At 58.1% G+C, this 17,348-nt stretch carries 17 protein-coding genes; 4 read left to right on the top strand and 13 right to left on the bottom strand.

What is annotated here, in order from left to right:
• Positions 1-12 precede the first annotated feature (12 nt).
• The gene (locus SLH47_RS05400) at positions 13-663 is read left to right on the top strand and encodes a GntR family transcriptional regulator (protein ID WP_320238356.1); all 651 of its coding nucleotides are present in this window, start codon (positions 13-15) and stop codon (positions 661-663) included.
• Here the strand turns inward: SLH47_RS05400 and SLH47_RS05395 are convergent.
• The 10 genes from SLH47_RS05395 to sucC all read right to left on the bottom strand — a co-directional run bounded on the left by SLH47_RS05395 (position 644) and on the right by sucC (position 11,927).
• Positions 644-1,495, bottom strand: a complete 852-nt coding sequence (locus SLH47_RS05395; RefSeq protein WP_320238355.1) for a TerB family tellurite resistance protein — start codon at positions 1,493-1,495, stop codon at positions 644-646. The genes SLH47_RS05400 and SLH47_RS05395 overlap by 20 nt on opposite strands.
• Positions 1,496-1,773: 278 nt before the next feature.
• The gene (lpdA, locus tag SLH47_RS05390; protein ID WP_320238354.1) at positions 1,774-3,162 is read right to left on the bottom strand and encodes a dihydrolipoyl dehydrogenase; all 1,389 of its coding nucleotides are present in this window, start codon (positions 3,160-3,162) and stop codon (positions 1,774-1,776) included.
• Positions 3,163-3,225: 63 nt separating this feature from the next.
• A complete protein-coding gene (locus SLH47_RS05385) occupies positions 3,226-3,615 on the bottom strand; it encodes an MAPEG family protein (RefSeq protein WP_320238353.1) in 390 nt (129 codons plus the stop codon).
• The gene (locus tag SLH47_RS05380; RefSeq protein ID WP_320238352.1) at positions 3,612-4,187 is read right to left on the bottom strand and encodes a hypothetical protein; all 576 of its coding nucleotides are present in this window, start codon (positions 4,185-4,187) and stop codon (positions 3,612-3,614) included. The genes SLH47_RS05385 and SLH47_RS05380 overlap by 4 nt, the downstream gene beginning before the upstream one ends.
• Positions 4,188-4,197: 10 nt before the next feature.
• Complete coding sequence (gene odhB, locus SLH47_RS05375; RefSeq protein WP_320238351.1) at positions 4,198-5,403, bottom strand: 2-oxoglutarate dehydrogenase complex dihydrolipoyllysine-residue succinyltransferase; 1,206 nt, start codon at positions 5,401-5,403, stop codon at positions 4,198-4,200.
• Positions 5,403-8,360, bottom strand: a complete 2,958-nt coding sequence (locus tag SLH47_RS05370; protein ID WP_320238350.1) for a 2-oxoglutarate dehydrogenase E1 component — start codon at positions 8,358-8,360, stop codon at positions 5,403-5,405. The genes odhB and SLH47_RS05370 overlap by 1 nt, the downstream gene beginning before the upstream one ends.
• Entirely contained in the window at positions 8,357-9,103 is a 747-nt protein-coding gene (locus SLH47_RS05365; protein ID WP_320238349.1) for a hypothetical protein, read from the bottom strand. Before SLH47_RS05365 ends, SLH47_RS05370 begins: the two co-directional genes overlap by 4 nt.
• A gap of 140 nt (positions 9,104-9,243) precedes the next feature.
• Positions 9,244-10,125 (bottom strand): succinate--CoA ligase subunit alpha, encoded by an 882-nt coding sequence (gene sucD, locus SLH47_RS05360; RefSeq protein WP_320238348.1) that lies wholly within the window; start codon positions 10,123-10,125, stop codon positions 9,244-9,246.
• A gap of 63 nt (positions 10,126-10,188) precedes the next feature.
• Positions 10,189-10,680, bottom strand: a complete 492-nt coding sequence (locus SLH47_RS05355) for a hypothetical protein (RefSeq protein ID WP_320238347.1) — start codon at positions 10,678-10,680, stop codon at positions 10,189-10,191.
• Between the two features lie 53 nt (positions 10,681-10,733).
• Positions 10,734-11,927 carry an ADP-forming succinate--CoA ligase subunit beta gene (gene sucC / locus SLH47_RS05350; RefSeq protein ID WP_320238346.1) on the bottom strand — a complete coding sequence of 398 codons (1,194 nt, stop codon included), beginning with the start codon at positions 11,925-11,927 and terminating at the stop codon, positions 10,734-10,736.
• 201 nt (positions 11,928-12,128) lie between these two features.
• Between sucC and SLH47_RS05345 the strand changes: the two genes are divergently transcribed.
• A complete protein-coding gene (locus tag SLH47_RS05345) occupies positions 12,129-13,139 on the top strand; it encodes a glycosyltransferase family 2 protein (RefSeq protein WP_320238345.1) in 1,011 nt (336 codons plus the stop codon).
• Positions 13,140-13,193: 54 nt separating this feature from the next.
• Positions 13,194-13,553 (top strand): hypothetical protein, encoded by a 360-nt coding sequence (locus SLH47_RS05340; RefSeq protein ID WP_320238344.1) that lies wholly within the window; start codon positions 13,194-13,196, stop codon positions 13,551-13,553.
• A 15-nt stretch (positions 13,554-13,568) separates the two neighbouring features.
• Here SLH47_RS05340 and SLH47_RS05335 read toward each other — a convergent pair whose 3' ends face one another.
• Positions 13,569-14,807, bottom strand: a complete 1,239-nt coding sequence (locus SLH47_RS05335; RefSeq protein ID WP_320238343.1) for a hypothetical protein — start codon at positions 14,805-14,807, stop codon at positions 13,569-13,571.
• 177 nt (positions 14,808-14,984) lie between these two features.
• The gene (mdh, locus tag SLH47_RS05330; protein WP_320238342.1) at positions 14,985-15,947 is read right to left on the bottom strand and encodes a malate dehydrogenase; all 963 of its coding nucleotides are present in this window, start codon (positions 15,945-15,947) and stop codon (positions 14,985-14,987) included.
• A gap of 159 nt (positions 15,948-16,106) precedes the next feature.
• Here mdh and SLH47_RS05325 point away from each other — a divergent pair, with 159 nt between their 5' ends.
• Positions 16,107-16,862 carry a sulfite exporter TauE/SafE family protein gene (locus SLH47_RS05325; protein WP_320238341.1) on the top strand — a complete coding sequence of 252 codons (756 nt, stop codon included), beginning with the start codon at positions 16,107-16,109 and terminating at the stop codon, positions 16,860-16,862.
• Positions 16,863-16,894: 32 nt separating this feature from the next.
• Here SLH47_RS05325 and SLH47_RS05320 read toward each other — a convergent pair whose 3' ends face one another.
• Positions 16,895-17,209, bottom strand: coding sequence for a hypothetical protein (locus tag SLH47_RS05320; RefSeq protein WP_320238340.1), 315 nt, complete (start codon positions 17,207-17,209; stop codon positions 16,895-16,897).
• Positions 17,210-17,348 lie beyond the last annotated feature (139 nt).

Raw genomic sequence — 17,348 nt, 5'->3', positions numbered from 1 at the left:
CACAATTGCCACATGATGATCCAGCCACGTCCGATAGACCCGACCACAGCTGCGCATGAGCGGGTCTATCGCGCCTTGCGAACGCGTATCCTGCATGGCGAGATTGCACCGGGTGAGGCACTTACGCTCCGCGGGATTGGCGAGACTTACGATGTGTCAATGACGCCTGCGCGTGAAGCCGTGCGGCGGCTTGTGGCGGAAGGGGCGCTGTTTCTTTCATCGTCCGGTCGCGTCTCGGCGCCGACCTTGTCAAACGACAGGATTGAGGAATTGGCCAGTTTGCGCGCCCTGCTCGAACCGGAGCTCGCCTCACGCGCCTTGCCACGGGCGCACTTTGCCCTGATCGAGCGACTTGAAGCGACCAATCAGGGCGTCAGCCAGATGATCGCGCGCCATGACGCCACGGGCTATATCCGGATGAATCTCGAATTCCACCGCACGCTCTATCTGCGAGCCCAGGCACCGGCTATGCTTGCCATTGCCGAGACGGTCTGGTTGCAATTGGGTCCCACCATGCGCGCGCTCTACGGTCGGTTAAATCGGACGGAGCCGCCTTATCACCACAAGCTGATCATCAGCGCGCTGAAAGCAGGCGACGAGCCGGGCCTGCGTCTTGCGGTGCGCACTGATGCGACGCAAGGCCTCAGGATGTTGAAGGGGTAGGCGGGAACCTGTCGAGGTCGATCATTGCGTTCTTCATGACGCGGCGAAAGTCTTCGGCTGGCATGCCCAAACCATGGGCCAACTCGGTTGAGAAGGCGTATTGCCCGGGCAGCATCCGCCCGTTGGCCATCGCAACATAAAGCACACCCTGCATCATGATGTCCTTTTCGCGGTCCCGCAGTCCACGACCAAAATCGATGTAATCCTGAGCATCAAGTCCCGGATCAAGATGATCGGCGATGCGGATGATGTCTTGGGGCTGATAATTGCGGCGGGTCAGACGGCGTGCGGCCTGCGCCACAATCGCGATATCATTTGACGCCATCACGCCTGCAGCACTGCCTGCGTAACACATGGTCGTCAGAATCCGGCTTGATGCCTTGGCGCGCAGCGGCCCACGCAGATCATAACCCAGAAGCGACTTGATGCGGCGAATGATCACCGCGATCAGTGCGAGGCCAATTGCAGCCCACAGTCCATAATTCTTCAGATTGCGTGTCAGATCGTTGCGCGCTTGCGCTGGAATATCGGCCGGAATCAGCTCAAGCGATTGTGCCGTAATCATCTGTTCTTCGCTGAAAGGGCGCAAAGGTTCGGACACACACCCATCGTCTGCCAAAGCATAGCCCGTGATGTCGCTGGTCAGCGTCAGGCCAAGTATCTTGAGGTCGCGCGTTACATAACAAAGCGACATCGCGTTGATGTCCGGGCCGGGAATCGTTGTGTCGGCCACGAACTCTAGGCCGTCAAAATACCCGGTATCATTCGTGAACGCATGCGCTGGGTAGGAGATCAGGGCCAGAAACAACGTTAATAGAATGCGCGCTCTCATGGGCTTCTCGGATCGGAGTACTCGGTATCGCGCCGAAACAACCCTAGAATTGTGGCGCACTTGTGTTTGACTGGGACCTTGTCTGCGGCAATTTCCGCGTGGACAGTGAATTGGTAGCAATTTGGCAACAGTTTCTTGGCTGAAAATCTTAAGTATTTGTTAACGCGTTAATCTTTGAAGACGTGGCGATGGCTCCAAATCGATAGAATGCGGAGCTATTTGCCCGGAGGGCCATCAATATGCGGGCCCTCCGATGATCATTAGATCGTCCTTTTGGGTCAGACGTGAATGGCCCCATCGCCGCAAGCCAAAGCAGCTTCGCGCACGGCCTCGGAATAGGTGGGATGCGCATGACACGTCCGGGCGAGGTCCTCGGCTGCAGCGCCAAACTCCATGGCCACGCAGATCTCGTGGATCAGGTCACCGGCCATAGGGCCGATAATATGCGCACCCAGCACCCGGTCAGTGGTCGCATCGGCGAGGATTTTGACAAAGCCATCGCCGGAGAAGTTGGCCTTTGCACGTGCATTGCCAAGGAACGGGAACTTGCCGACCTTGTAGGCACGCCCTTGTTCTTTCAGGCTTTCTTCGGTCTCACCCACATTGGCGACCTCGGGATGGGTGTAGATGACACCGGGGATCACGCCGTAATTCACATGGGGGTGCTGCCCGGCGATGCCTTCGGCAACGGCCATGCCTTCATCCTCGGCCTTATGGGCCAGCATCGGTCCCGCAATCGCGTCGCCGATGGCGTAGATACCATGGATATTCGTGGCAAATCGTTCATCCGTCTTGATCTGTCCGCGGTCCGACATCTCCACCCCCAGCGCGTCGAGACCCAGCCCATCGGTATAAGGCTTGCGCCCTGTCGCGACGAGCACGGTATCTGCCGTCATCTGGTGATCGCTGTCATCCTTGCGCAGCTTGTAGTCGACCGTCGCCTTGCCACCTTTGACAGACACGCCTTGCACGGCAGCGCCCAAGGTGAACTTCAGACCCTGCTTGGTGAGCATCTTCTGAAACTGACGGGCGATTTCGGCATCCATGCCAGGCGTGATATGGTCAAGAAATTCAATAACTTGGACCTCTGCCCCCAAACGAGCATAGACCGAGCCCAGTTCCAGCCCAATCACACCTGCGCCGATCACCACCAACTTCTTTGGGATCTTGGTCAGCTCCAAAGCACCAGTTGACGTGACAACCGTCTTTTCATCGACCTCGACGCCAGGCAAAGACGATGCCTCTGACCCCGACGCGATCACGATATGCTTGGCTTCATGCACGTCGTCGCCCACCTGCACCTTGCCCGCCGCGGGGATCGAGGCCCAGCCCTTGATCCAGTCGATCTTGTTCTTTTTAAATAGAAATTCGATGCCGCCGGTATTCTGGCCGATGGTCTGTTCCTTATAGGCGAGCATCTGTTTCCAATCGACCGAAGGCGCTTTGCCCTTTAGGCCCATGGTCGCGAAATTATGCTCGGCCTCGTGCAAGAGATGCGTCGCATGCAGCATCGCTTTCGACGGGATGCAACCCACGTTCAGACAGGTCCCGCCCAGCGTTGCGCGGCCCTCGACACAGGCGACTTTCATCCCCAATTGGGCGCAACGAATGGCGCAGACATAGCCGCCGGGGCCGGCACCGATTACGATGACATCATAGCTGGACATGGGGTCTCCTTTAGTCATGCAGAACGCGTACAGAACCTGTTGGGATGCTGTACGTACAAAGTGTCATATCAGGGCTGAGAGTATCATCAGCAAGGTTGAGAGAAACCCCACCATCCAAATCAGCGTCCGCCAGGGGGAGAGGCCGAAATAGTAGGCGGGGACATAAAGGATGCGGGCACCAAGATAGGTCCACGCACACGCGGCGCTGAACCCGGTCCCCTTGTCGCCGAGCGTGATCACAACGACGGCGATGGTGAGGAGGATCAGCCCTTCGAAATGGTTGTTCATCGCGCGCTGGAGGCGACCTGCGCCACCGGTCAGGTCTATTTTCTGATCCCGCGGGCTCATCGCCTTTTTGGGTCCGACCTGCAGGTTGGCCGCGATGGAATAGAGCGTGAATTGGACAGCCTGCAGGATTGCGGCAAGGGCGAGGACGGTCAGCTCTGGGGTCATGACGAACTTTCCGATCTGCGAATCTCGTCATCCAGATGAGGTGGAATTAGGTCGCTATAACCCAAGGTATGCATCCATACATCGATCTCTCGGTGACTAAGGTCCATGCTGATGACGAAACTGGTAAAGCTGAACTTCTCCCCAGCACTTTTCTTACTTTCACCCATATCCTTGATTATCTCGGGGGCGACGTAGCTTGCCGCATAGTCATCTACACGATCAGCCATTGATGTTTCGTCGAAACTTGACTGAAGCTCATGAGCAAAGACATTGCGTATCTTGGCAAGTTTTTTCAGTGCAGTTCGTTGATCCGCATCAATTATTCTAAGCAAGTAGTTGCAGTCTAATAGAGCGGAGAAGCTGCCAAGAGGTCCTCCCGCTCCCATTACCCCTTTTGAAACGTCGCCTGCAAGGAAGTACCGCTTAGTGCATCGCGAAAGAAGGTTCTCAAAATAAGCACCAGCTGACAGCACCATTCCCAAGTCAGACTCATTATTCAACTTGTCCCAAAACAATCTGTTGTTGTGCTCCAAGGCAGCTACGTCTTGCTCGGTGAACTCGGGCGTACGCAATTTCGGAGCCTCACAAATCCATCAACAACCGCCGTGGGTCCTCTAGCGCCTCTTTCACCCGGACGAGGAACGTCACCGCCCCTTTGCCGTCGACGATCCGGTGGTCGTAGCTGAGGGCGAGATACATCATCGGACGGATCACAACCTCTCCCCCAATCGCCATGGGCCGGTCCTGGATTTTGTGCATGCCGAGGATGCCGGATTGCGGCGGGTTCAGGATGGGGGAGGACATGAGGGACCCGTAGACCCCGCCGTTGGAGATGGTGAAGGTGCCGCCTTGCATTTCGGCCATGCTCAGCTTGCCGTCGCGTGCCTTCGCGCCCTTTTCGGCGATTGCCTTTTCGATGGCGGCGAAGGACATCGCGTCGGCGTCGTTGATCACCGGCACCACGAGCCCCGTGGGCGTTCCAGCGGCGATGCCCATATTCACGTAGTTCTTGTAGACGATGTCGGTGCCGTCGATTTCGGCGTTGACCTCTGGCACCTCTTTCAGGGCGTGGCAGCAGGCCTTGGTGAAGAAGGACATGAAGCCCAGCTTCACGCCGTGCTTCTTCAGGAACAGGTCCTTGTATTCGTTGCGCAGGGCCATGACCTCGGTCATGTCGACCTCGTTATAGGTGGTCAGCATGGCCGCCGTGTTCTGGCTGTCTTTCAGACGCTTGGCGATGGTCTGGCGCAGCCTTGTCATCTTCACACGCTCTTCGCGGTCCGCCTGTTCGGCAGGGACCGGTGCGCGTGGCGCCGGGGCGGGCGCGGGAGCGGCTGATGAGAGCGCGTTCAGCACATCCTCTTTCATCACGCGGCCATCTTTGCCGGTGCCTTGGACGTCGCTGAGGTTGTTTTCGGCCATCAGCTTGTTCGCCGATGGGGCATTCTCGACATCGGTACGCGCGGTGGCAGGCGCAGGTGCCGCTACGGCGGCCGGTGCGGGTGTTTCTGCCGTTTTGGGTGCGTCGGCCTTCGGGGCGGGGGCCGCGTCACCTTCGGCGATCTGGGCGAGCAGGGCGTCAACACCCACGGTTTCCCCTTCGGCTGCAACGATTTCTGATAGGGTGCCGGCGACGGGGCTTGGCACCTCCACCGTCACCTTATCGGTTTCCAGCTCACACAGCATTTCGTCCACCGCCACGGCATCGCCGGGCTGTTTGAACCACGTGGCAACTGTCGCCTCGGTGACGGATTCGCCAAGGGTGGGGACGCGGACTTCGGTGCTCATTACTTCTTTCCTTCGATGGTCAGGGCGTCATTCACGAGCGCCGCTTGTTCTGCTTTGTGTTTGCTGGCGAGGCCGGTCGCGGGCGAGGCGGCCGCAGCACGGCCCGCATAAATCGGTCTTGTGTGCTTGGCCTTGATCCGGGTCAGCACCCATTCGATATTGGGCTCCATGAACGACCAGGGCCCCTGGTTCTTGGGTTCTTCCTGACACCAGACCATTTCGGCGTTTTTGAACCTTTCAAGCTCGTTCACCGCAGATTGCGCGGGGAACGGGTAGAACTGTTCGAAGCGGAGGATGTAAATGTCGTCGATCCCACGCGCATCACGCTCCTCGAGCAGATCGTAATAGACCTTGCCCGAACACATCACGACCCGCTTGATCTTGTTGTCGGCCACGAGCTTGGTGTCAGAGTTTCCCTGCTGCGCGTCGTCCCAGAGCACACGGTGGAAGCTGGAGCCGGTCGTGAATTCCTCGCGCTTGGAAACTGCCAGTTTGTGCCGCAAGAGTGATTTGGGTGTCATCAGGATCAGCGGTTTGCGGAACGTCCGGTGCAACTGCCGCCTGAGCAGGTGGAAGTAGTTCGCAGGCGTTGTGCAGTTCGCGACGATCCAGTTGTCACCGCCGCACATTGTCAGGAACCGTTCCAGCCTGGCCGAGGAATGCTCCGGCCCTTGGCCTTCGTAGCCATGGGGCAAGAGACAAACGAGGCCCGACATACGCAGCCATTTCGATTCACCCGAAGAGATGAACTGGTCAAACATGATCTGAGCGCCATTGGCGAAATCGCCGAACTGCGCTTCCCACAGGGTCAGCGCGTTGGGCTCGGCCAATGAATAGCCGTATTCGAAACCCAGCACCGCATATTCCGATAGCATTGAGTCGATGACTTCGTAATGCGCCTGGCCATCGCGAATATGGTTAAGCGGATAGTATCGTTCTTCGGTCTCCTGATTAACCAAGCCCGAATGCCGTTGGCTGAACGTCCCGCGTGTGGAATCCTGCCCCGCCAGCCGGACCCGGTAGCCCTCGGTCAGAAGCGAACCGAAGGCGAGTGCTTCGCCCGTCGCCCAGTCGATCCCTTCGCCCGTGTCAAACATCTTGGCCTTTGCGTCCAAGAGCCGCGCGACGGTTTTGTGCAATGCGAAACCGTCAGGCGCCTTGATGAGCGCCTCGCCGACCGCATTGAACGTCGCCTCTTCAATGGCTGTCACGCCGCGTTGGTAATCCTCTTCCTTACGATCGAGATGCGACCATTTCCCGTCCAGCCAGTCCGCCTTGTTGGGCTTATAGGTCTTGCCCGCCTCAAACTCATCATTCAGATGCGCCTGGAACGCGGCCTTCATATCCTCGATCTCGCCTTCGGGGATCAGCCCATCGCTGACCAGCCGTTCGGTGTACAAGGTCAACGTCGTCTTCTGCTTTTTGATCTTCTTGTACATGATCGGGTTGGTGAACATCGGTTCATCGCCTTCGTTATGGCCAAACCGGCGGTAGCAGATGATGTCGAGCACCACGTCTTTGTGAAATTTCTGGCGGAATTCCGTGGCGACGCGCGCGGCATGCACCACCGCCTCGGGGTCGTCACCATTCACGTGGAAGATCGGCGCCTCGACCATCAGGGCGATGTCGGTGGGGTAGGGGCTGGACCGGCTGAAATGCGGGGCGGTGGTAAAGCCGATCTGGTTGTTGACCACGATGTGCATCGTGCCGCCGGTGCGATGCCCGCGCAGGCCTGACAGGCCAAAGCCTTCAGCGACAACACCCTGGCCCGCAAAGGCCGCATCGCCGTGTAGCAGCACGCCCATGACCTTGGTGCGGTCGGTGTCGTTCAACTGGTCCTGCTTGGCGCGGACCTTGCCGAGGACCACAGGGTTCACGGCCTCAAGGTGGCTGGGATTCGCCGTCAGTGACAGGTGCACGTTGTTGCCGTCAAAGGCCCGGTCAGAGGATGCGCCAAGATGGTATTTCACATCGCCAGAGCCATCCACCTCTTCAGGCTTAAACGACCCGCCCTGGAATTCGTTGAAGATCGCGCGATAGGGTTTTTCCATCACATTGGCGAGGACGGAAAGACGGCCCCGATGGGGCATGCCGATGACGATATCCTCAAGCCCCAGCTGGCCGCCGCGTTTGATGATCTGCTCCATCGCGGGGATCAGGCTTTCGCCGCCATCAAGGCCGAAACGCTTGGTGCCCATGTATTTGACGTGCAGGAATTTTTCGAAACCTTCGGCCTCGACGAGACTGTTCAGAATCGCTTTGCGTCCTTCCTTGGTGAACGCGATCTCCTTGCCATAGCCTTCGATCCGCTCTTTCAACCAGCCGGCCTCTTCAGGGTTCGAGATATGCATGTATTGCAGGGCGAAAGTGCCGCAATAAGTGCGTTGGACGATGGCGATAATTTCGTTCATCGTCGCCATTTCCAGGCCGAGCACATTGTCGATGAAAATCGGCCGGTCCATATCGGCTTCGGTGAAACCGTAGGATCGTGGGTCGAGCTCCGGATGCGGGGTGTTCTCACGCATCCCCAGCGGGTCGAGATCGGCGATCAAGTGTCCCCGGATCCGGTAGGCGCGGATAATCATGAGCGCGCGGATGCTGTCGAGCACGGCGTGCCGCACCTGCTCCTCAGTCAGGTTCACGCCTTTCTCGGCGGCCTTGTCCTTGATCTTCTTGCCCGCCGCTTCCGGTTCCGCAGGCCATTGCCCGTCCAGGGCAGCCGTCAGGTCATCCGCTGGCTGCGGCGGCCAATCCATGCGCGCCCAGGACGGCCCTGCCGCCTCGGCCTTCGCCTCCATCGGCGCATCACCGAGCGAACGGAAAAAGGCCTGCCATTGCTCGTCAACCGCGCCGGGGTTGTCGGCATAGCGGGCGTAAAGCTGTTCGACATATTCAGCATTATGCCCCTGCAGGAAGGAGGAGGCGTGGAAGACGTCATTGGGGGATTGTTCGGTCATTGGGGGACCTCCGATAAGGCGGGATCAGTTGGTGCAGGGATTGATAGTCTTATTTGCAGCCAAACATCGGCTTGCAGCGGCACGCCGGTAGCGGCGATCATGTCTTCCAACACAAACATGTTGGCATATGCCTTAGGTGTGGCTGCATAGGGATGTAGCGAATGAGTTGGTAGCTCGTATTGCGATGTAGTGACCAAGCCGCGTGTTTTCCAAGGGCGTGTTTCGTAGTCGTGAAGTACTTCGTTAAGTGCTTTTGTAGTTTCGTCCGACTGTGTCGAAACGATGTCGCATACTTGAAGCCATCCCGGCGCTCCTTCTCGCGTGAACGATACACGCACTCTAGCGGTGCTTCCATCGGACGGACTGTATATTGATGAAGGCTGTTCCCAAAGCGCAGAAAATCTTTGTCGCAATGCTGCTCTGTCTTCGAATACCCAACGCATGACCTCTGCGTCTGGTGCATTGGGATCGAGGTTTGCACTATCTTGCGAGAAGTTCTCGAGGAAGTGCAAAGTGTAGTGATTGCGCGCGCGATCCAGCACCTGCAAAACCGCCAGATCGTTGATGAAAGGATTTGCGCTGTTGAGGTCGATATTGTTCCAACCGGAATCAATGAAAGAATTTTCGATATGTTGAAAGCTTTCATGCGGACGGGCACAAAGGTCGGCTAGGTCTTCAAGCTGTTCGTTCGATAAAGCCAGCGCTTGGACGGTACTTGTCGTCAAAAAACCCCAGACGATCAATAAACGCCAAATTTGGCTTGGCCATTCCGCCCGGCGGCACCGCCGGGCAGCGACCGACCGCCCCCCCGGGCGGGCGCTTCCAGCGCGACGCCCGCGGTCGGTCGCTGCCCTTTGTGCTTTGACCAACCGTTGCAGCATTTTTACCCAATCGCCTCCAATACAGCCTCGCCCAGCGTGGCGGGGCTGTCGGCCACGACGATCCCGGCGGATTTCATGGCTTCGATCTTGCTTTCGGCGTCGCCTTTGCCGCCTGCCACGATGGCACCCGCATGGCCCATGCGGCGGCCGGGAGGGGCGGTGCGGCCGGCGATGAAACCGGCGACGGGCTTCCAGCGGCCCTTCTTTTTCTGTTCGGCGAGGAATTCGGCGGCTTCTTCTTCTGCTGTCCCGCCGATTTCACCAATCATGATGATTGATTGCGTTTCGTCATCGTCGAGGAACATGTCGAGCACGTCGATATGCTCGGTTCCCTTGATCGGGTCGCCGCCGATGCCGACGGCGGTGGATTGGCCGAGGCCGCTGTCGGATGTCTGCTTGACCGCCTCATAGGTCAGCGTACCAGAGCGGGAGACAACGCCGACCGACCCGCGTTTGTGGATATGGCCGGGCATGATGCCGATCTTACAGGCGTCGGGCGTGATGACACCGGGGCAGTTGGGGCCGATCAGGCGGGAGGCAGAGCCTTCCAGCGCCTTTTTCACGCGCATCATGTCGAGGACCGGGATGCCTTCGGTGATGCAAATGATCAGCTCCATTTCGGCATCGATGGCCTCAAGGATACTGTCGGCGGCAAAGGGTGGGGGGACGTAGATGACCGATGCGTTTGCCTCGGTCTTTGCCTTCGCCTCGTGGACGGAGTTGAAGACAGGCAGGTCCAGATGCGTCGTGCTGCCCTTGCCGGGTGTCACGCCGCCGACCATCTTGGTGCCGTAGGCGATGGCCTGTTCAGAGTGGAACGTGCCTTGCGACCCAGTGAGGCCCTGGCAGATGACTTTGGTGTTTTCGTTTACGAGGATTGCCATTTGGCTTTCTCCAATTCTTTACTTTGCAGGCCTGCGGCCGAGTACGTGATTATGTTTCGCGTACTAACGTTGGATGTGGATCATTCTGACAGCACCACCTGGCACGTCATCTGCCCGCCAGTTCTTAAGGGCTGCAATGAAAACGATACGGTCGTTCTCCATGCTACCCCAAGCTTGGACGGCATTTCTGGCAAGCCCTTGGCCGCGCTCAGCATTCGTCTGAGCGCCGTATGCCTGCGCCCAAGGTTGCGCGAGTGAGAGGCTTTGCTCCGGCGTCATTCCGGCAATGCGGACCAAGCAGAGCTTTTCATTCTGTCCTTGGCTGCCGATAGTGGCAACAACAGTCCCATCAGATGATGCATATGAGTTTGCGAAGTTAAGCGAACCTGCTCCGGTACTTTCTTCCGTTGTCTTAGCAAAGCCTGCGGAAACCAAAGCAGCCTCAGTTCTAGATGTATCAGGCATGTTTGACACACATGCGTTTGTGGCTTTTCGTCCTTCCGCGATGCGGGAGGCTGGTGCCGGGTCCGCAATAATACGTTCTTGATCCGTCATGCAGCCCGACAACGCGAATAGCGAGACGAATAAGGATATCGTTTGACTACGCATTAGCCCTTCACCGCCTTCACGATCTTCTGCGCCCCGTCCTTCAGGTCATCTGCCGCGATCACGTCGAGCCCGGAATTGTTGATGATGTCCTTGCCCTGCTGCACGTTCGTCCCTTCCAGACGCACGACGAGGGGGACTTGCAGGCCGACCTCTTTCACTGCTGCCACCACGCCGTCGGCGATGACGTCGCAGCGCATGATGCCGCCGAAGATGTTCACGAGGATGCCTTTGACGTTGGGGTCAGAGGTGATGATCTTGAACGCCTCGGTTACTTTCTCCTTGGTCGCCCCACCGCCCACGTCGAGGAAGTTGGCGGGCTCGGCCCCGTAAAGTTTGATGATGTCCATCGTTGCCATGGCTAACCCTGCGCCGTTCACCATGCAGCCGATTTCACCGTCGAGCGCGATGTAGTTGAGGTCGAATTTCGACGCGGCGAGTTCCTTGGGGTCTTCCTCGGTCTCATCGCGCAGGGCGGCCACATCGGCGTGGCGGTAGACGGCGTTGCCGTCGAACGAAACCTTGGCATCCAGCACTTTCAGATCGCCGCCATCGGTCACGATCAGCGGGTTGATCTCCAGCATCTCCATGTCCTTCTCAACGAAGGCTGTATAAAGCTGGCCCATCAGTTTCACGCATTGTTTGACCTGATTGCCGGTCAGGCCCAAGGCAAAGGCCACGCGCCGCCCGTGATAGGGCTGGTAGCCGGTGGCGGGGTCGACGGTGAAATTCAGGATTTTTTCGGGCGTGCTGGCCGCGACTTCCTCAATATCCATCCCGCCCTCGGTCGAGCAGACAAAACCGATCCGGCTGGTTTGGCGATCGACGAGCAGGGCGAGGTACATCTCGGTTTCGATGCCTGATCCGTCTTCGATATAGATGCGGTTGACCTGTTTGCCCGCTGGGCCGGTCTGGTGTGTGACCAGCGTGCGCCCCAGCATCTTTTTGGCTTCCTCGGCAGCTTCAGTGGCGGATTTGGCAAGGCGCACGCCGCCTGCTTCACCGGCATCGGCCTCTTTGAACTTGCCTTTGCCGCGACCACCGGCGTGGATTTGCGCCTTCACAACCCAAAGCGGACCATCCAGCTCACCGGCGGCGGTCTTTGCATCTTCGGCTTTCAGGACCGGGCGACCATCGGACACAGGAGCGCCATAGCTGCGCAGCAAGGCTTTCGCCTGGTATTCGTGAATGTTCATAAGGCAATCCCAATTCGGCTACATTTCCCTCGGGTTAGATCATAGAAAATCTGGGGTTTCTAAGCGAAAAATTCTGATCTGGCGAATAATCGTACATTTGTGATCACAGATTTTTTTCGTGTGATCACAAAACGTCAATTGGTAAATCTGAATCGACTTTAGTCCGTTTTCTTGGATTCGGTGGGGTGCTATGTAGGTGCGATGAAGGCACAGACTTGCAGTTGGGCGGTCGTTGCGACCTTGGATGAGCCGCCGATACTGGTTGCGGCCTTTGTGGCATGGCATTTGTCGCTGGGTGCCTCTGAGATGCATCTCTATTTTGATAGGCCAGACGACCCGACGGCCGATCTGGTGGCCGCCATTCCGCAGGTGCAGGTGACACGCTGCGACGCCGCCTTTTGGAAGACATTGGGCAAGCGACGGCCCGACAAGCATCAATTGCGACAGGTGCTCAACGCTGGCGACGCATTTGCGGCAACACAGGCAGATTGGCTGCTGCATTGCGACGGCGATGAATTTCTCTGGCCTGTGTCGTCAGTTGCGGCAAGCCTGGATAGGGCCGGAGCCGAGGCTCATTGCCTGATCACCCCGGTGGCCGAGCGGTTCTATGTGAATGACACCGCTGACGCGTCCATTTTCGCAGGGTCGTTCCGCCGCCCATTTGCAGGCAATCCGGCCATGGGGCGGGCGCTATTTGGCCGTGGCTATGCGATGACGCAACGTGGGCTGACGGGCCACGCGATTGGCAAAAGCTTTCTACGGCGTGGCGCGAAGGCAGCCCCGTCAATCCACCGGCCAAAGCAAAAGGGTGCGGACGTTCCGTCAGAACAGGCACAGGACCTGACACTCTTGCATTTCGATGGGCTGACGCCCGCGCATTGGGCTTTCAAAATTCTGCGCAAAGCTGATGCCGTCGCCAATCACGGTGGCATGCCGCCTACCCGGCATCGTCAACGGCAGATCAACGCGGTCTTAGCCGCTCCGGAAGATGCCATGGCCATTCATGATCGGCTGAAACGCCCGGATGCGATGGCGCAGCAGCATTTGGCGGACAATGCGCTGCTCCTCGAACCTGATTTCGTACCGGAGGCGACGATGCAGGCGCTTTGGCCAGATCATGACTTTGACCTCTCGCCAGCGCACCTCAACTCTTGGCTTCATCTGCGCAGGCCCACGCTTTTTCGTCAGTTCGGTCTGAATGCCGGTGATTGATGAGATGCCATAGGCCCGTTAACCTGCCCAAAAGACCACCAGAGGATGACGAGCATGCGTAAGACGATATTGGCAATAATTGGGTTTGTGGGCCTGATAGCTTGTTCCAGCGGCGGCGGGATTTTGCCCGAAGACGCAGTGGAGATTACTGAAAACCGGGCGAACAGCTTTCTTTCACCCACCGGTGACCGTTACGACATGAGGACCTACGTCGTGTCGGGCGATGAGCGGTTTTTCATCACCGTCAGTCCTGCCCAAAGATCGCTGACTTTTGGGCAAGACCAGCGGCGTGCCAGCTCTGCCGCCGCGGCCTATATTCAATCGCGTGGATGCACCCGCAACCTCAGCCGTTTGTCCAGTCAGGACAGATATGATGCCGCAAATCAGGTCTGGACCATTGTGATCAGCTGTTAGGTTCAGTCGCGCCACCTAGTTTAAGGTAAATGCAAAAAGGGCAAAGTTGCCGCCGGTGATCTCGTCAAACTCCGAAATGGCCCGCGTCGTAGCGACTGGTCCGCGTTCCATGTAAGGTGCTAAGTCTGAACCGGCCAAGACGCCAATGACATCGAGCGGGGCCGGATCCTTAAGCCAGGCGTTCAGGTTGATGCCAACCTGATCACCGGTCCGCCAATGGGGGATCAGCAACTCACCTGACAGCACTTGTTCAGCATCGGTCAATACTGCCTGCCAAGCGCGGTCGATATTCGGCGGGAAAAGAAGGCCCAAGGCACTATCCTGCGACGCGTTCGGAATGAACTCACGGTTATTGTCGGTCTCGGCGCGCACCCGATCCCAAAAGACAACGTTGTGGGCAATCACCGCTTGAAAATCGGCAAGTGCGGCGCGCGTATGCTCCGGGTCTGGATCCTGTTCGAGAGCGCCGAGAACGATTGTGATCAGGTCGGCAAGGTTTTCATCGTCAGGCGATAACCACATGCGAGGGCGCGCACCGCCGCGCAGTGTGTCAATCGTTTCTACGTTGGTCTGTACTTTGGCGATTATGTCTGTCGGATCGAAGGCGAGCACCATTTCGGAAGTTCCCGCAAAAACATGGGTATAGGCCTGAAGCCATGCGACATCGGACGTATCGAAGGTGATCGTCGGTGCGCCGCCCGCTGCATTGATGGCGTCCAGTGTATGCTGCAACTCTCTCTGGCTGACGAAAAGTGATACCATGACGGGGAGCAGGTCTTCACTGTCTTCGCGCGTGCCGTTTGCATTGATGTCGAACCACACCTGGCCAAGGTCCAGGGTAACGGCAACCTGGTCAGTTGCGTTTATCGGCGCCATGGCAGCTTGTGCCTGATCCATGTGAGAGCCAATTTCGGCGAAGAGATCAGCGATGACATCGGGTGTAAATGGCTCGGGCGTGGGATTGACATTCAATTCGGTCATAAGTCCCGGAAGATCAATATCAAGCTCGGCAAGTCCGACCCGGTAACGTTCCTGAAACGCCGTTTCGATGCCCCGTAAGAACAATGCACCTCCCAGTGCAAATCGATCCGACGGTGTGGGATTTTCTATTGCGGTGAGTTCAGAGATCGTACCGGCGATCCCAAGCGTACCGAACTGATCGCTATAGTCTTCTGCGAGCGCAGTCGTTCCCATCAACATCACCATGCCGGCTGCTGTGAGAGTAGGGGTGGTAAAGCGCATTTGTGTCTTCATTCTTGATCAATGTTCATGAACATAGTTCAAGTTTGGGCTTATGTGAAGACCGCCGACTGCAATTTCTAGCTCTTTGCAAAAGAAGAGGGCGCCCAGATCGGGCGCCCATCAGGTCCAACAGCGGATCAATCCAGAAAGACGACCGATGCGCTTCAGATTGCATTTCGCGAGCTTTTGTCAGCCAAGGCTGCTGTCGATCCCTTTGCAGGCCTCGACCAGACCTTTGACCGCATCAACAGATTTGTCGAACATGGATTGCTCATCCTTGTTCATCTTGATCTCGACGATGCGTTCAATACCACCGGCCCCGATGATGGTTGGCACGCCCACGTAAAATCCGTTCAGGCCGTAAGCGCCATCAACATGTGCCGCGCAGGGCAGCAGGCGCTTTTGGTCCTTGAGGTATGCCTCGGCCATCTCGATTGCAGAAGTGGCGGGGGCGTAGAAGGCCGAGCCGGTTTTCAGAAGGCCCACAATCTCGGCCCCGCCGTCGCGGGTGCGCTGCACGATGGCGTCGAGTTTTTCCTGGCTGGTCCAGCCCATCTCCACCAGATCGGGCAGGGGGATACCGGCGATGGTGGAATAGCGGGTCAGCGGGACCATCGTGTCGCCGTGGCCGCCCAGCACAAAGGCGGTTACGTCCCGCATGGAGACGTCGAATTCCTCAGCCAGGAAATGGCGGAAACGGGCGCTGTCCAGCACCCCTGCCATGCCACAGACCTTTTCGGCGGGCAGACCGGAGAACTCGCGCAACGCCCAGACCATCGCATCAAGCGGGTTGGTGATGCAGATCACGAACGCGTTTGGCGCATGAGCGGCGATGCCTTCGCCGACCGATTTCATAACCTTTAGGTTGATGCCCAAAAGATCGTCCCGGCTCATCCCCGGCTTGCGTGGCACACCGGCGGTGACGATGCAGACATCGGCTCCGGCGATATCGGCGTAATCGTTGGTGCCTTTGAAGCTGCCATCGAATTTCGCGGCAGGGCCGGATTCGGCGATGTCGAGCGCCTTGCCTTGCGGAATGCCTTCGGCGATGTCGAAAAGCACAACGTCGCCAAGCTCTTTGACGGCAGCGAGATGCGCAAGCGTGCCGCCGATCTGTCCGGCGCCGATAAGGGCAATCTTGGGTCTGGCCATGAAATGGATCCTTTGGTGGTTTGGATTTGGCGCTTTGGGTAAGGGTTTGCGCGGGCCCGTGCAAGGGTGCTGCGATGCGGCGCAAAGGGGATGGGGCGTGGCCAAAGCGGGCCCGACGCGCTACCGAAAGCGGAAGGCGGGATAAGGCAGGGACGCTAGGTGGTTGAATTTGGGTGGGAATTCTTTGCGGTTGGTATCCCGGCCATCGTCTTCGGCGGGATATCCAAGGCCGGATTTGGCTCAGGTGCTGCATTTGCGGCAGGGGCGATTCTGGCACTTGTCGTGCCGCCGGGCCTCGCACTTGGGATCGTTCTGCCGCTTTTCATGCTGGTGGATGCGGCCACGTTGCGCCCCTATTGGGGCAAGTGGCACTGGCCATCGGCGAAGGGGCTGATGATCGGCGCCGTGCCGGGCTGCATCATCGCGGCATGGCTCTACACGGCAGTGGAGGCTGACGTGTTTCGGCTGCTGATCGGGGTGATTTGCCTTGCCTTTGTCGCCTTTCAACTCAGCCGCGCGCTGGGCTGGCTGCAGGTGCGCGTGATGCCGTTCTCGCGACCCGTCGCGTGGTTTGCGGGGCTTGTCAGCGGTTTTACCAGCTTTGTCAGCCATGCAGGCGGCCCGCCTGCGGCGGTGTTCCTGCTGTCGCAGGGCCTGAGCAAAACGGCCTATCAGGCGACAACAGTCGTCGTCTTCTGGGCTGTGAACTGGATGAAGGCGGTCCCCTACGCCTTTCTCGGCATTTTCAGCTGGGAGAGCCTGATGGGCAGCCTCGTTCTGACACCCTTTGCCCTTTTGGGGACGTGGCTGGGCCTCAAGGCCCATCATATTGTCAGTGAACGCGTTTTCTTCGGATTGACTTACGTGCTGCTGATCATCACAGGTCTACGCCTGATTTGGGTCGCCATGTCATAGAAGGGCCGCCAAAGCTGGCGACCCCATGTCCATCACGCGCCATTATCGTCCACAGGCAGCGGTTCGTTCACATGCTGATAGGCCTGTCCCGCAGCAACAAGGCATGTGGGGCCGCCGGGGCGGGTGATTGTGATCGTCCATGTGCCGGTCTCGGACGAGGCGAACATTTCAACCATGGAATTGTCGCTTCCCAGGCCAATGGATTGCCGGCTTTCGCCATACCGTTCGGCAAGCCGTTCGACCACCTGCGCATGGGCTGCGCAATTGCGGGTTTGCGCGTTGACCTGACCAGCCGCCAGCATCATGGCACCAAAGCCAAAGGACATCAGAAAAAGATTACGTTTCATATTCTACACCTTATTGCGATTGGGGGACCGCGGCTGATCTTCCGTCGCAGTCGGGCAAGTAGAGAAATTGTCCGTCCAACCTGACGTAAATTGGTTAATACACCGTGACGGAGGGGAAATGCTGCGCCGCGGCGTTTCT

The sequence above is a fragment of the Cognatiyoonia sp. IB215182 genome (assembly GCF_033963905.1).
In the GTDB taxonomy this organism is placed as follows: domain Bacteria; phylum Pseudomonadota; class Alphaproteobacteria; order Rhodobacterales; family Rhodobacteraceae; genus Yoonia.
This window is presented reverse-complemented; position numbering and strand designations above follow the sequence as displayed.